This window comes from Faecalibacterium sp. An192 (assembly GCF_002160175.1).
In the GTDB taxonomy this organism is placed as follows: Bacteria; Bacillota; Clostridia; order Oscillospirales; family Ruminococcaceae; genus Faecalibacterium.
Genome location: NZ_NFKB01000064.1, coordinates 1 through 13525, shown reverse-complemented (window position 1 = coordinate 13525; position 13525 = coordinate 1). Strand labels below are relative to the sequence as shown.

Here is a 13525-nt window from a genome sequence, read left to right as displayed (position 1 = left end):
CCTGAATGTGGCTGTATTTTCTGGGCATAGCAAAGACCTCCTGTAGTAGTTTTATTCTACCACAGGAGGCCTTCTTTTTTCACTGTCTACTTTTACTGGAGCGGTTCAGGCAGCAGGGGATTTTCTTTTCTGATTTACCCCCGAACAGAAAAATAAACCCAAGGTCAAGGTATGCCTGCAGGGCTGCGGGTCATGAATGGAACAGGCATCAGGAAAGGAGATTTTTATGATCGATATGACAACCCAGGAGATCGCCCTCAAGTTGATCCAGGCACTCTATGAGCAGGGACTGCTGAATCAGGAAACCTACAATAATATTCTGTCTGTATACGCCCGCTAAAACAGCAGGGCAAACGTTGGCCCCGTCCTGGTCGAAGTGATCAGGGCGGGGCTTTTTTGATTGTGGAGGGATGATAAATGTTTGAGCGACTCGACACCGGAAGGATCCGGCAGGTGGCTATTTATGGCCGGGTTTCCACCGAGCATGAGGCCCAGCTGTCGGCCTTTGCCAACCAGCAAAAATGGTATGAAGAAATCGCCGCCCAGCATAAGGACTGGCTGATCGTGGGGCGATATTATGACGAGGGCATTACAGGTACTTCGGTGGAAAAACGCCCGTCTTTTATGCGGATGCTGGAGGATGCGCGCCAGGGGAAATTTGACCTGGTGATCACCCGCGAAGTATGCCGGTTTGCCCGCAATACGGTGGATACTCTGACCATCACCCGGGAGTTGAAACGGGCGGGGGTAGAGGTGTATTTTATTCGGGATAATATCTGGACCATGGACTCGGATGGAGAGCTGCGGCTGTCCCTGATGGCGACCCTGGCCCAGGAGGAAAGCTGGAAAATATCCGAGCGCGTGCTGGCGGGTCAGAGGATCAGCCGGAAGAACGGTACACTCTACGGAAACGGGAATATTTTGGGCTATGACCTGGTGGACGGAAACTATGTCATCAATGCCCAGCAGGCCTACACGGTCCGAAAAATATTCGAGCTTTATATAAACAATATGGGGTATAAACAAATCTATGCCGAGCTGACCCGGATGGGGTGCGAGAATGCCCACGGGGAGGTGAAATGGAGTGTGGAGCGGATCGGCCGGATCCTGCGCAACGCCACCTATAAAGGGTACATCGGGTACAATAAATCCTGCAGCGATGGCTTCCTGACCCAGAAGCGGGTGAACCATCGGGAGGAGGATTTTGTCTACGTCAAGGGTAAATTTGAGCCCATCGTGTCGGAGGAACTGTGGGACCGGTGCGAGGCCCTGCGCCGGAAAAAGAGCACCCCCCTGACAGGCCCCGACGGCAAGACCTGGAAGTTCATGCGGAAAGAGCCGCAGTCGGTCTGGACTGAGAAACTGCGGTGCAGCTGCGGGTCGGCCTTTCGGCGGTTTGTGTGGCGGACCAATGCCGACGGCCGGAAGGCCTACGGCTTTGAGTGCTACCGCCAGAAACGGCAGGTGATCCGGCGCTATCTGGAAGCCCACGGCCTGGATGCCAGCACGGTCTGCCACAGCAAGAGCATTCCGGCCTGGCAGATCGACCTGATGGCCCGGACGGTGTTCCGGAGGGTGTGGGGCCAGCAGAAGGAAGCGGTCCTGATGGCCTGCCGGATGATTGAGCAGTGTGCCGCCCAGAGCGGCGACAACACCGCCGCCCTGCTGAAAGCCCTGGAAAAGCAGCAGGCCCAGTTGATGAAGAAGCAGGAGGGTCTGCGGGAGATGTGTGCGCTGGGGATGATCAGCCGGGAAGTCTTTCTCCAGGACAACGGGAAGGCTGCCCAGGAGCTGGCCGAACTCCAGAAGAAGGTGGAGGACCTGCAGGCCCAGAGTGCCGAGATGCCGGTATCCGCCCTGGACATGAAGCAGATTCGCCAGACCCTGGACCAGTGGGTGGATTTTTCGGGGACGGCCATTGCCGAGGAGGTGATCCGGCAGTTTATCCTGCAGGTCGTGGTGGTGGATGACGATACCTTCAACTGGACCCTGAACTTTGCCAGGGATATGCCGGACGATCAACAGAGGATGAGTCCCAGCGCGATCGCCCTGCAGCTTTACCGGGACCAGCAGAGCGCCGGGCAGGATGGGGAGATTGACACCCAGCTGAGCCGCCATATCACCAATCCCCAGCCCCTGCTGACCTTCACCATCACCCGGGAGGAGGCTAGAGACTACTGTCAGGAGATCGGCCTCAAGTTCTTCGGGAAAAAATGGCGTGACAAGACCATCATCGTGAGCATCTGAATCGGGAAATCCTGAAAACCGGAAACGCCCAACCAGGCAGGCGGGAGGCCTGCCTGATCGGGTGTTTTTTCTGAGAGGTTACTGAAAGGGGGCTGAATGCCCATTCGTCAGATGGACTTTTTGATCATCTTCCGGATCGAGGGGACTTCTGAAAGGTCGCTGTTGTTGCAGAGGGTAATGGGGTTGATGTCCAGTTTTTCAAAGGCATCATAGAGGGCGTCGATGGTGCGATAGTCCGAGAGGCTGAACTCCTTTTTCATCTTTTTCAGGGCGGTGTCCAGCCCGGTGCCGGCACTGGTTTTCGCTACCAGGTACGTCATTCTCTCTTTTTTCTTCTCGGACAGGCTGGAGCTGTCGATGCGGCGGATGGTTTCCTGGTATGTCCGGTGGGTGCCCGAACAGGGGAACAGCCGCTCGAGGTAGTTTTCCAGGACAGGCCACACCGATCGATGGCCGACGCTCAGCATGGTATACAGGTCGTCCCCCCGATCCAGCTCCAATTTCTCCAGAAAGGATTTCCGCTTGAGGCTCACCTCAATCCGCAGAATCTTCTTGTGTTCCAGCTCGAACGGGCAGCGGCCGTACCGCTTCAGGTCGTATACCTTATCGTAGGCCTTGAAGGTGACCGTCTGGGAGGAGGCGATAAAGCAGTGCCTTGTTTCCTCGGGCGTGCTGCAGGATTGGCGGTCGAAACTTCGGGGGAGGTTTCCCTTGGAGAAGAGGCGGATGATTTCCACCAGATCGGCATCCTTGCTGAACCAGAGATTCATGGTCAGGTCCATCTGGCTCAGGCTCAACTCCTCAGGTGAGACAATCAGGTTCCGGTGGAAGGGATCGTCCTCCAGCTTGAGGGTGTGGAGAACTTCCTCAACCTGTTCCAGCAGCCGTTCGCAGGATTTCCAGGAGGGATCGAACAACTGGATGGGGGAACAGTTGCAGTCCAGAAGAAGGTTGGGGTTGATGATGATGCCAATGCCGTTGGAACAGTCGTGGCTCTGCCAGGGGATCAGCCGGATGCCTGAAGAACCCAGCGCGTTGCTCAACAAGGTTCGGTCGATGTTGTACGGGTCCCGGCGTAGGACTTTCAGCGGAGCCAGATCGGCCAGGGTGTCCATACATTTCTGGCACTGGGAATATGTCAGGCGCAGCGCATACAGTTCCAGCGTGTGAATGCCGGCGTCAACCTTCTTAATCTTCATGGCTACACCTCCGGGCCTTCTGGCAGTTGGTGCAGTGGTTGCAGTTGACCGGATCCTCTTCTCCCAGAGCAGCCACAACCTGGCGCATGATACAATCATCGCTGGCGGCAATCTCCGCCATCTCCTTCAGCCGGCGATCGACCCAGCTGCGGGTGCTCTTGCTGTACTGTTCGGAGCGCAGGATGTACTGGTTCAAGGGGATATCTTCTTCGCCATAGAGCAGGACCGCATGGGATTTCTGCCCGTCACGGCCGGCACGTCCAACCTGCTGATAGTAATCTACGACGCTCAGAGGAAGCTGGAAGTGCACCACCAGCCGCATGGCCGCTGCATCCACCCCCATACCAAAGGCCGTGGTGGCGACCATAATTCTCTTACAGCCGTGGATGAAGTCCAACTCGTTGCGCTGTCGGCGGTTCGGGTCCATGTAGGCGTGACACTTGGCGATTTTATCGGGGAACCGATCATCCAGGTAGTTGAAGACAAGGTCGGCATACTTCTTCGACGAACAGTAGACCACCACTTGCCCTGTGCTGCCATACTTGCGGATGTAGTGTTTCAGCCGCTTCAACCGGTACTTGATGTCACAGCCGGTGCAGTCTTCCTTTAATAAAATAATAATATTATCACGCCGAAGGCTCATCGTAAAGAGGCAGGGCTTGGTCATGCCAAGGCTCTGGGTGATTTCCTCGCGCTCTTGGGAAGGGGCCGTGGCTGTAAACGCGGCAATCACGGGCCGGTGACTTTGGGAAGCCATCCAGGAAATCCTCCTGCCCAGTTCCAGATAGGCAGGACGGAAGGTGGAACCCCAGTCCAGAACGCAGTGAGCTTCGTCGACCACCACCAGCCAGGGAGGATTGTCCCGGGTTGCTATCTGGAAGTCGACGGTGGCTACCTTCTCGGGCGTCATATAGAGGAGGGAGAGTTTACCCCGGCTCAAATCATGGTAGATTCGACGGTGCTCTGCGTGGTTGAGACTGGTGATGTATGCGGCAGGGATCTTTCGGTTCTTCAGTTTCTGTACCTGGTCGCTGATGAGGGACAAGGTAGGTTCCACCACCAGAGTCCACTGACCCTTTTCCTCTGCCATGGTCAAAGCCGCAATCTGGTAGATGGCCGATTTACCGGACGAGGTGGGAGCGATCACCAGGGTGTCGCGATGATCCAGGATGCTTTGAATGGGCTTGATCTGATGTTTGCGGAGTGAGACAATCCCAAGTTGCATCTGTGCGTACTGGATGGATAGACTGGTCTTCATAAAAAATACCTCCTAAAGCGTGATATAGAGTCCAAGCTCTTATCTTAGCGTTAAGAGGCAAATCACATTTTAAATGGGGTTTGGTGACGATTTTTGAGATTTCACTCAATCGGGCTTTTTCACGAGAACTACCTTAATAGAGGGGTTCTCCGGAAAAACCGGGAAAAACATGTCGGTTAGTGCATACTTAATAGGGATAAAATGGGGCGTCAATCCATCGAGAGTATCACGGAGGAAACGGGAGACGGCGTGTTTCTTTTTCGATTCATGGCATGACAATAGGATAAGACCTTGGAGAAAGAGCACGGCAAAAAGAAGAGGCTGCCGTTTAACCTTTGTTTTACGGCGGCCTTTCTATAAAGGGGAGAGGATGTAAGGCCGGCGTCGAACGAAGGGGAACTTTCTGCGGGCTTTTGACTCTGGAAAGCACAGCTTGCTTGGGGCAAAGTTCTCGAACATTCACGTTTTAAGAAAAGATGCAGGCCCAAACTGCTTCGCGAAAATGACACAAAAACCGCTGACCATGAGAAATTACGCCTGCAATAAGGACGGAATAAAAACAGAAGAATATGCGCATAGAAAATGGATTATGCAAAATGTGAAATTTTGGACTATAAAAAATTAAGCAAAAATGGGAAAATTTGAAATCGGGTCTTGACACCGGGGGGGGTATGATATTATAGGCACACAAAGGAAAGGACCTTCCTTTGAAACCTGTTTTGGATCTCTATCTTTTTACACCATTAAGGAGGAAAAATTCATTATGAAGCTCAAGAAGATTGTTTCTCTGGCACTGGCCGGCATCCTGGCCGTCAGCATGCTGGCTGGCTGCTCCAACACTCCTGCAAATCCTGACGACGGTGATCAGAACGTCGAGGTGACCACCAGCGGTGTTTCTGCTGATGTTAAGGCTCGCATCGAGGACAACGACTTTGATATCCCTGAGTATGTTACCTTCAAGGACAGCGCTGATCTGGATGCTGATCTGAAGTATGCTGTTCAGTTCGCAGGCGTGCCTGAGGTTCTGGCTGGCAACATTTTCTTCAACCGTCAGCTGCAGGCTGTGACCAACAATAACCTGGTCACCGAGCTGGATGAGGCTGTTGATGCAACTGCTGGTGAGACCATTTTCAATATTGGCGCTAACGATACTCTGCTGGGTGTTGAGATCAACGCTGGCCAGAGCGTTAAGCTGGATGACGCTGTCGCTGTTCAGGCTTACGTTGTGTCCAATGAGATTGGCGATGATGCTCGCAATGAGATGATCGCTTGGGCTATTCAGGATGCGGTTTCTTCTTATCAGTACACTGTTGAGAAGAACTACCTGCCCTTTGAGCAGGCTGGCGGCAACTTCAACTTCAGCTATGAGGTTTCTGTGAGCGTTTGCGATGTTACCCATAGCAGCACTATCATTGGCAACGTTGGCGCCGAGAATCCTGACGTGACCTTTGTGGCTATCCAGGTTGTCCGTACCTCTACCCACCAGTAATTTGGTCTGATTTTACTTATAACACCCCTGGCAGCACCATGGCTGGGCGTGATATAAGGGACCTTGAGCAAGAGACCGCTCAGGGCCCGGGTAAATAACCCATCCGATGTGGCGACAAAGGGGAATAATTAACCACTATTCCTTCTGTTGTTGATCGCACCAAAACAAAAGAACTTTTGCGTCACGAAAGATAGGGTCCCTCTGCGAGGGCCGGCTCCCACGAGCTGGCCCTCGCATTGTTTTTATCAGAGAAACACTGGGTGTAGAGATTGTCTCTTGTGTTTCAGCCTTTGAGGCCGCGGTGTAATCGGGAAGAAGGTGTACCTGATTTTTGAAGAGAAAGCTCAGAAAACAGAGCCTTTTTCACTGACAACTGAAAAAAGTTAGCTTCGGCTTTCTTTTGGATCAAATTTTCATGAACTTCCTTGTAAGAAGTACCATAAATATACCCCCATACTGGCTTGCGTTCGGCAGTTCGCGCTTTAATATAACGTCCTTCCTAACGGCCATCTTTGTGCTGGTGAATGTTTTCTCCATATTTTGACATTTTTTGTATCCCCCTGAATTTGAAGTGTCATTTATTACATCCATTCTGCAATTGATTACATTACATAGTGATTTTTCATAATTTCACTACAATTCGACGAAATGTGGACAAATTTTTCTCACAATTGAAAATTTGGATGATAAATAAAATGGCTTTTTCTATTGAACTCAACGGTGCTTCATGTTAAAATATAGAAGTACCAAATTCTGTAAAAGAACCTTCATTTTCTAGATGAAGGTCACTGAATCGTCAAAAAATAAGAGCAGAGAATCTACGGAAACCTGAAATGAAGATAGGAGAAGTGGATAAAGCTTCGATAAAAAGAATACCGGATTTTGGATGGCTGAATCGCGGCCTTGTATATTTCGAGTTCTTATTTTGGATGAAAAATGGATTTGGTTTTCAATATGTAAATGCACAAGAAATGCAGATCCATTCTGCTGATTCTTTGCAGGTGAAAGGACAGATGCCATAGAATGCTGGTTGATATGCATTGCCATATTTTGCCTGGCATGGATGACGGAAGCCCGGACGTTGATACTTCCTTTGTAATGCTCCGCCAGCAGGCAGAGCAGGGAATTGAGGCGGTTTGTGCCACATCCCACTATTATGTAGATCAAAACTCCATTACAACCTTCTGCGAGCGGAGGGCAGCAGCCCTGGAAAAGCTGCTGGCGGTTCTGCCTGGTGGGCTGCCGCGGATCATCCCGGCGGCAGAGGTGGCTTTCTTCTCTGGAATCAGCGAACGTGCTGGCCTGGAAAGGCTCTGCATCGAAAGGACCAAAACCCTGATGCTGGAAATGCCCTTTACCGAGTGGAATGACTTTCAGGTCGAAGAGGTTTCTGCTTTGGTGCTGGATCGAGGGTTTCATGTGGTTCTGGTGCATCCGGAACGGTTCTGTGCCAGCAAAGGCAATGTCTGGAGACTGCGGGAACTGGAAGATCTTCCGGTGGCTTTGCAGGTGAATGCCAGAACGTTGATGCGCTGGCGTACCCGCAGGCTGGGCCTGAAACTGTTGCAGGAGACCAGATACCCGCTGCTGGGCAGTGACTGCCATAATCTTACGACCCGTCCACCCAATCTGGCGGAAGGCAGGAAGGTGGTAGCCCAGAAGCTGGGAGAAGCTTTTCTTGCCAAAATGGACCAGAGCGCTGCATGGCTGATTCAGCCTGCGGCAGAAAAGGTGGTTCCATGAGTCGATACGGAAGAAGAAAAATCAGCCGGCGCGACCTTTTAAAGGCTGCCGGCGTGGTGGTTCTGGCTGGTGCTGCCCTGGGAGGCGGAGCTTATGCTCTGAGCCGCTGGGAGGACAGCAAATACCAGGTAGAGGCTGCGGACAGCTACACGACCAACGACCATCGGACCGAGGCAGAGCTGAAAGAAGTTACCTACCAGGGAAAAACCTACCGTCAAAGACCCAAGATTGAGAGCTACTTGTTCCTGGGCATCGACGAGATGGGACCGGCAGTGGGTACCCAAAGCTATATTGCTGGCGGTCAGGCTGATGCTCAGATGCTGCTGGTACTGGATGATGAGGCCAAGACCTGGCAGGTCCTGCAGATCAACCGTGACAGCATGGTGGAGGTGCCGGTCATCAGCATGATGGGCACCGTGCCCTATACCATTGTACAGCAGATTGCTCTGGCCCATGCTTACGGCAACGGTCGGGAGCAGAGCTGCGAAAACAATGTTACTGCTGTCTCCATGATGCTGGATGACCAGCCCATCAATGGGTATTTCTCCCTGAATATGGGCGGCGTTGGGATTCTGGTGGACCTGATCGGTGGCGTGACCCTTACGGTTACCTCTGACTTCTCGGCTGTGGATCCCACCCTGGTGGAAGGGGAGACCATCACCCTGAACGGTGAGCAGGCTTTTGAGTACGTGCGTACCCGCCAGAATGTGGACGACCAGACCAACCTGGCCCGTATGGGCCGCCAGCGGCAGTTCCTGAAAGCATTTGAGGAACAAGTCAAGGATATGGATTCGGACTTTGCGGTGACTGCCTACGAAGAATTGTCTGACTATGTGATCACGGATATTGCCAGCGGTACGGCGGTAGACATCGCAGACCGTCTGAAATCCTATACAGAGCTGCCTTTGCTGACCATTGACGGAGAAAACGTCGTAGAGGATGGTTACTGGGCCTACTATTTGGATGAAGACAGCCTGCAGCAAACAATTCTGCAGTTGTTTTATGAGGAAATTTAAGAGAAGAAAGGAAAATCATGGAAAATCAAGCCATCAATCAACCGGAAGCGCAGATTGCCCAGAGGCAGAATGATGACGATGTAATTGATTTGGTTGAGCTGTTCTATGTCCTGTGGGGACATGCATGGCAGATTATTCTCTGCCTGATCGCAGGTGCAGCCATTGCGTTTGCCTATACCTATTTTCTGGTTACACCGCTCTACAAGGCTACGTCCAGTATTTACATTGTGTCTGCCTCCAATAACTCAGTTGTCAACTTGACGGATCTGCAGATTGGCGCGCAGTTGACGGCAGACTATCAGGAACTGATGCTCAGCCGGCCGTTGCTGGAGGATGTTATTAAAAATCTTGATCTGGACATGAGCACAAGTGTACTTTCCAGCATGATTTCCATTACTAACACCAGCGATACGCGCATCTTAAAGATCACAGTGACCAGCCCGGATCCTCAGGAGTCAGCAGATATCGCCAACGAACTGGTGAATCAGGCTTGCATTTACCTGCCGGATATTATGGAGACGGATGAGCCGAATCTGGTGGAAGAGGCGATCCCGCCTGCCTATAAGGCTAGTCCAAGCTATGCCAAAAATCTGGTTTTAGGTGGTCTTGTCGGGGCGGTGCTCTGCTGCGGTGTTCTGGTTCTGCGTTATCTGATGAATGATACCTTTGTGACCCCGGATGATGTGACACGCTATCTTGGCGTTCAGCCTCTGGCTGTCATTCCTGAGGCAGATTTGGGTGAATTCAATCAGGAGGATAAGAAGGGCAGGCTGTTAAAAAGAAAGGGAGCAAAATGAGAGAACTGGAAATTAAAAAAGTACCTGAGCTTCCTTTTGACGTGACGGAGGCTTTGAATCAGCTTCGAATTAACCTTGGGTTTTGCGGAAAACAGATCAAGACCATTATGGTGACCAGCAGCGTTCCCAATGAAGGGAAAAGCTTCATCACGCTGCAGTTGTGGAAGATGATGGCAGAGGTTGGCGCTCCGGTTTTGCTGCTGGATTGTGATTTTCGCAATTCTGAAATGCGTCGGAAGTACAGTATCAGTAGCACCAACAATGAAAAGTTGATTGGGGCAGCCCACTATCTGGCAGGACAAGCGGAAATCCAAGATGTGATTTACAAGACGAATATACCGAACGGTTATATGATTCCGGTTACTTCGGCTATTGCGAATCCTACCATTCTTCTGGAGAGCCCCAACTTTGCCAAGATGCTGGAATACTGTGAGCAGCACTTCTCTTATATCCTTGTGGATACACCTCCCCTGGGGAGTGTGGCAGATGCCTTGAACATTACGCGGCACTGTGATGGAAGTGTTCTAGTAGTACGCAGCGGGGATACATCCCGAAAAATTGTGGAGAACTCCGTTCAGATGCTGAAACGGACAGAAACGCCGCTTTTGGGTGTTGTACTTAACCGGGTTGATGTAAACAATCGTTCCAGTGCCTATTACCATCGCTATTACCATTCCAGCTACTACTACAAGAACGGCTATCAATATGGCAGCCATGGTCATGGCTACGGTCGTGGTCATTCCCGCGATAAAAAAGACGACAATGGAGGTAAGTAATATGAAAAAGAAATTGGCAGTTACTTTGACCAGCGTAACTCTGGTTGCAGCTATGGCAGCTGTGATGGGCGGCCAGGCTATGGCTATCGAGTGGCATCCCAGCCGTACCCAGAGTGAAGTAGGCGTTGCAGAGGAGACGACTACTACTTCGACTGGCTCTACGATCACTGTGACTACGCCTACTGGTTCTCAGGTTCAGGATGCAGATTCCCCTGTTATTCAGGTGACACCGGTTTCTGAAACGCTGGCTGCGAACGCGGCTGTGGATGCAGCTAACCCTGGCGCTACCGGCGAACAGCTGGCGGGGACTCCTACCGGGAGTGGTTTAACCTATGCGGCCAACGGGCAGTTGAATAATCTGTACAATCAGGTGACTTCTGCCGAGTCCACCGAACAGTTGCTGACTTCTACTGCACCTGCAGCTGCGGCAGAGTTCCAAGCTTCTGTGGGGGAAAGTGCCAATGCCTATACGCCGATTGCTCTGTACGATGTGGCAGCTTCTCCCAGTGCAGAGGCTGTGATTTCCGAGAGCGGCAGTGTTCAGGTTGCTATTTCTGTGCCTGGTGTGGCGAATGGTACACAGGTTGTTGCTATTTGCTGGGATCGAAACGGTAATTCCCGCGTGGTACCGGTCCGTGTAGTAAACGGTGTAGTCTACCTGACGGTCTACAGCTCGGGTCCTGTCATGATTATGGCCCGCGTGCAGGCATAAGAGGAAATATAGTTAGAGTGACAGTTTTTGGACTAGGGCGGCCGGTCTGAAGGCTATCGGAATAGATGTAAAGGCTGCTTTCTGAACGCAATGAAGCGCGCAAAGAGAGCAGCCTTTATTCTTTTGCGCCTTTTTACAATGATTATTGGACGATTTAGAGAATTTGAGGGGTATGAATGCGATCTATAGAAATTGAAATGCAGAGAGGAATGGAAGTTGACTCCCGGCAGGGATCGGCAGTAGCCAGCGCTGTACCACAGAGAAAAGCCTATTGGTTTGACCGCGATGAAATATTGAGGACGAAGCGATTTTACTGGGTGGGACGGCGCGCACAGGATATTTTCTTTTCGTTGCTGGCTTTGATTGTATTGGCTATTCCCATGTTGATTGTAGCATTGGTTATTTGGATCGATAGTCCGGGAGCTAGTCCAATTTTCTCTCAGAACCGGGTGGGGCGAGATGGCAAAGTTTTTAAGTTCTATAAGTTCCGTTCCATGGTTCCTAATGCAGAAGCAAAGCTGCATGAAGTTTTGGAACAGAACGAGATGGATGGCCCTGTCTTTAAGATGAAGAATGATCCCCGGATCACTCGGGTGGGGCGTTTTATCCGCAAGACCAGCATTGATGAGTTGCCCCAGCTGATTAACATCCTGAAAGGGGACATGAGCATTGTAGGTCCCCGCCCGGCTCTGCCTCGCGAAGTTGCCGAATATGGCGAATATGAAATGCAGCGGCTGTATGTAACGCCGGGGCTTACCTGCTACTGGCAGATTCAGCCTAACCGCAACGAACTGACCTTTGATGAGTGGATGGATCTGGACCTCAAGTACATACAGGACCGCAGTTTTTGGCTGGACTGGAAATTGATTATTCTGACCGTTGTTGCAGTACTTAAAATGTACGGTGAGTAATTATTTGGTGTAAATTGGCGAACGGTAAATGATAGAGGAAAATATTTTATGAAAACAACATTACTCATTATGGCAGCTGGTATTGGCTCCCGTTTTGGAGGAGGCATCAAGCAGCTGGAGCCGGTGGATGCCAATGGTCACATTATTATGGATTACTCCATCCATGATGCCATCGAGGCCGGCTTTAATCATGTGGTTTTTGTGATCCGCAAGGACATTGAAAAAGAGTTCAGGGAGGCTATCGGGGATCGAATCACTGCTGTTTGCTCCGCACATAGTGTAACCGTGGATTATGCATTCCAGGATCTGCACGACATTCCGGGCGAGTTCCCTGAGGGGCGGACCAAGCCCTGGGGTACTGGTCAAGCGGTGCTGGCTGCAAAAGATGTAGTGAATACTCCATTTGCGGTCATCAATGCGGATGATTATTACGGAAAAGAAGGCTTCCGGGCCGTTCATGAATATTTGGTGTCTGGAGGAGAGGCCTGCATGGCAGGTTTTGTTCTAAAGAACACCCTGTCGGACAATGGCGGCGTTACACGCGGCATCTGTGCGATGGATAAAGACAGCAACTTGACCAAAGTGGTGGAAACCAAGAATATTGTCAAAACTGAATCTGGTGCAGAAGCTGACGGCACGGTTCTGGATCTGAATTCTCTGGTCTCTATGAATATGTGGGGCCTGACCCCGGTTTTCTTGAAAGAGCTAGAACTGGGCTTTATTGAGTTCTTCCAGAAAGAAGTTTTAGCCAATCCTTTAAAAGCCGAGTATCTGATTCCTTCCTTTATTGGAGAGTTGCTTGCACAGGGAAAGATGCAGGTGAAGGTCCTTAAGACCGATGACACCTGGTATGGAATGACCTACAAAGAGGATGTGGCAGCTGTTAAAGAAAGTTTTTACCAGATGCTGGCCGCCGGAGTGTACAAAGCCGATTTGTTTTCGGATCTGTGATTCTTTAAAGGCTGTCGCAGTCACATAGTTGGATTTTAAAAGCCCGGAAAGTTACTGCTTTCCGGGCTTTCTTGTACGAGAAAATACTTGCTAGACAGATGGTTCTGGATTGCAAATTTGTGAATTCGAGAAAAACGGTAAAAAAATGAAAATGTGACATTATAGTGGGTTTTTAAGGAAAATAAATTGGTCGTTTGGTAGATTTTATGAAATATATATCTGTAATGAAGTGAAAAACAATATGGATCGCAGTTATTTGGATAATGAACTGAACAAAATAGGGCTACTCGAATTTGAGAATGAAATGAGAGATCTGGCTCTAGAGCAACCCCATAAAATATCAACAATAACCGGCACAAGCAAACCAGTTACGACAGTCCGAAGAAGTAACGGCAGCAAACGCCTGGTATAAAGCAAGGTCCAAGT

At 50.8% G+C, this 13525-nt stretch carries 12 protein-coding genes; 10 read left to right on the top strand and 2 right to left on the bottom strand.

Features of this window, described 5'->3' with window-relative positions:
- Nucleotides 1-417: 417 nt before the first annotated feature.
- Entirely contained in the window at nucleotides 418-2247 is a 1830-nt protein-coding gene (locus B5F27_RS14305; protein ID WP_087368784.1) for a recombinase family protein, read from the top strand.
- Between the two features lie 107 nt (nucleotides 2248-2354).
- Here B5F27_RS14305 and B5F27_RS14300 read toward each other — a convergent pair whose 3' ends face one another.
- Nucleotides 2355-3446 (bottom strand): hypothetical protein, encoded by a 1092-nt coding sequence (locus B5F27_RS14300; protein ID WP_087368783.1) that lies wholly within the window; start codon nucleotides 3444-3446, stop codon nucleotides 2355-2357.
- A complete protein-coding gene (locus B5F27_RS14295) occupies nucleotides 3436-4704 on the bottom strand; it encodes a RecQ family ATP-dependent DNA helicase (protein ID WP_087368782.1) in 1269 nt (422 codons plus the stop codon). The genes B5F27_RS14300 and B5F27_RS14295 overlap by 11 nt, the downstream gene beginning before the upstream one ends.
- 763 nt (nucleotides 4705-5467) lie before the next feature.
- Between B5F27_RS14295 and B5F27_RS14290 the strand changes: the two genes are divergently transcribed.
- From B5F27_RS14290 to B5F27_RS14250, 9 genes are all read left to right on the top strand, one after another.
- A complete protein-coding gene (locus tag B5F27_RS14290; RefSeq protein WP_087368781.1) occupies nucleotides 5468-6193 on the top strand; it encodes a hypothetical protein in 726 nt (241 codons plus the stop codon).
- A gap of 833 nt (nucleotides 6194-7026) precedes the next feature.
- Nucleotides 7027-7215 (top strand): hypothetical protein, encoded by a 189-nt coding sequence (locus tag B5F27_RS14285; protein WP_087368780.1) that lies wholly within the window; start codon nucleotides 7027-7029, stop codon nucleotides 7213-7215.
- A 1-nt stretch (nucleotide 7216) separates the two neighbouring features.
- Nucleotides 7217-7936, top strand: coding sequence for a CpsB/CapC family capsule biosynthesis tyrosine phosphatase (locus B5F27_RS14280; RefSeq protein WP_087368779.1), 720 nt, complete (start codon nucleotides 7217-7219; stop codon nucleotides 7934-7936).
- Nucleotides 7933-8952, top strand: coding sequence for an LCP family protein (locus B5F27_RS14275; RefSeq protein WP_158098256.1), 1020 nt, complete (start codon nucleotides 7933-7935; stop codon nucleotides 8950-8952). Before B5F27_RS14280 ends, B5F27_RS14275 begins: the two co-directional genes overlap by 4 nt.
- Before the next feature lie 17 nt (nucleotides 8953-8969).
- Nucleotides 8970-9749, top strand: a complete 780-nt coding sequence (locus B5F27_RS14270; RefSeq protein ID WP_087368777.1) for a Wzz/FepE/Etk N-terminal domain-containing protein — start codon at nucleotides 8970-8972, stop codon at nucleotides 9747-9749.
- Nucleotides 9746-10525, top strand: a complete 780-nt coding sequence (locus B5F27_RS14265) for a CpsD/CapB family tyrosine-protein kinase (RefSeq protein ID WP_087248362.1) — start codon at nucleotides 9746-9748, stop codon at nucleotides 10523-10525. The genes B5F27_RS14270 and B5F27_RS14265 overlap by 4 nt, the downstream gene beginning before the upstream one ends.
- Before the next feature lies 1 nt (nucleotide 10526).
- Nucleotides 10527-11237 carry a hypothetical protein gene (locus B5F27_RS14260; protein ID WP_087368776.1) on the top strand — a complete coding sequence of 237 codons (711 nt, stop codon included), beginning with the start codon at nucleotides 10527-10529 and terminating at the stop codon, nucleotides 11235-11237.
- A 209-nt stretch (nucleotides 11238-11446) separates the two neighbouring features.
- On the top strand, nucleotides 11447-12148 hold the full coding sequence (locus B5F27_RS14255) for a sugar transferase (protein ID WP_087368785.1): 702 nt from the start codon (nucleotides 11447-11449) through the stop codon (nucleotides 12146-12148).
- A 48-nt stretch (nucleotides 12149-12196) separates the two neighbouring features.
- Nucleotides 12197-13099 carry a sugar phosphate nucleotidyltransferase gene (locus tag B5F27_RS14250; protein WP_087368775.1) on the top strand — a complete coding sequence of 301 codons (903 nt, stop codon included), beginning with the start codon at nucleotides 12197-12199 and terminating at the stop codon, nucleotides 13097-13099.
- Nucleotides 13100-13525 lie beyond the last annotated feature (426 nt).

Excerpts from the sequence above, each read along its gene's own strand:
- B5F27_RS14305 (WP_087368784.1), top strand. The coding sequence starts at position 418 with ATGTTTGAGCGACTCGACACCGGAAGGATCCGGCAGGTGGCTATTTAT.
- B5F27_RS14300 (WP_087368783.1), bottom strand. The coding sequence starts at position 3,446 with ATGAAGATTAAGAAGGTTGACGCCGGCATTCACACGCTGGAACTGTAT.
- B5F27_RS14295 (WP_087368782.1), bottom strand. The coding sequence starts at position 4,704 with ATGAAGACCAGTCTATCCATCCAGTACGCACAGATGCAACTTGGGATT.
- B5F27_RS14290 (WP_087368781.1), top strand. The coding sequence starts at position 5,468 with ATGAAGCTCAAGAAGATTGTTTCTCTGGCACTGGCCGGCATCCTGGCC.
- B5F27_RS14285 (WP_087368780.1), top strand. The coding sequence starts at position 7,027 with ATGAAGATAGGAGAAGTGGATAAAGCTTCGATAAAAAGAATACCGGAT.
- B5F27_RS14280 (WP_087368779.1), top strand. The coding sequence starts at position 7,217 with ATGCTGGTTGATATGCATTGCCATATTTTGCCTGGCATGGATGACGGA.
- B5F27_RS14275 (WP_158098256.1), top strand. The coding sequence starts at position 7,933 with ATGAGTCGATACGGAAGAAGAAAAATCAGCCGGCGCGACCTTTTAAAG.
- B5F27_RS14270 (WP_087368777.1), top strand. The coding sequence starts at position 8,970 with ATGGAAAATCAAGCCATCAATCAACCGGAAGCGCAGATTGCCCAGAGG.
- B5F27_RS14265 (WP_087248362.1), top strand. The coding sequence starts at position 9,746 with ATGAGAGAACTGGAAATTAAAAAAGTACCTGAGCTTCCTTTTGACGTG.
- B5F27_RS14260 (WP_087368776.1), top strand. The coding sequence starts at position 10,527 with ATGAAAAAGAAATTGGCAGTTACTTTGACCAGCGTAACTCTGGTTGCA.
- B5F27_RS14255 (WP_087368785.1), top strand. The coding sequence starts at position 11,447 with ATGGAAGTTGACTCCCGGCAGGGATCGGCAGTAGCCAGCGCTGTACCA.
- B5F27_RS14250 (WP_087368775.1), top strand. The coding sequence starts at position 12,197 with ATGAAAACAACATTACTCATTATGGCAGCTGGTATTGGCTCCCGTTTT.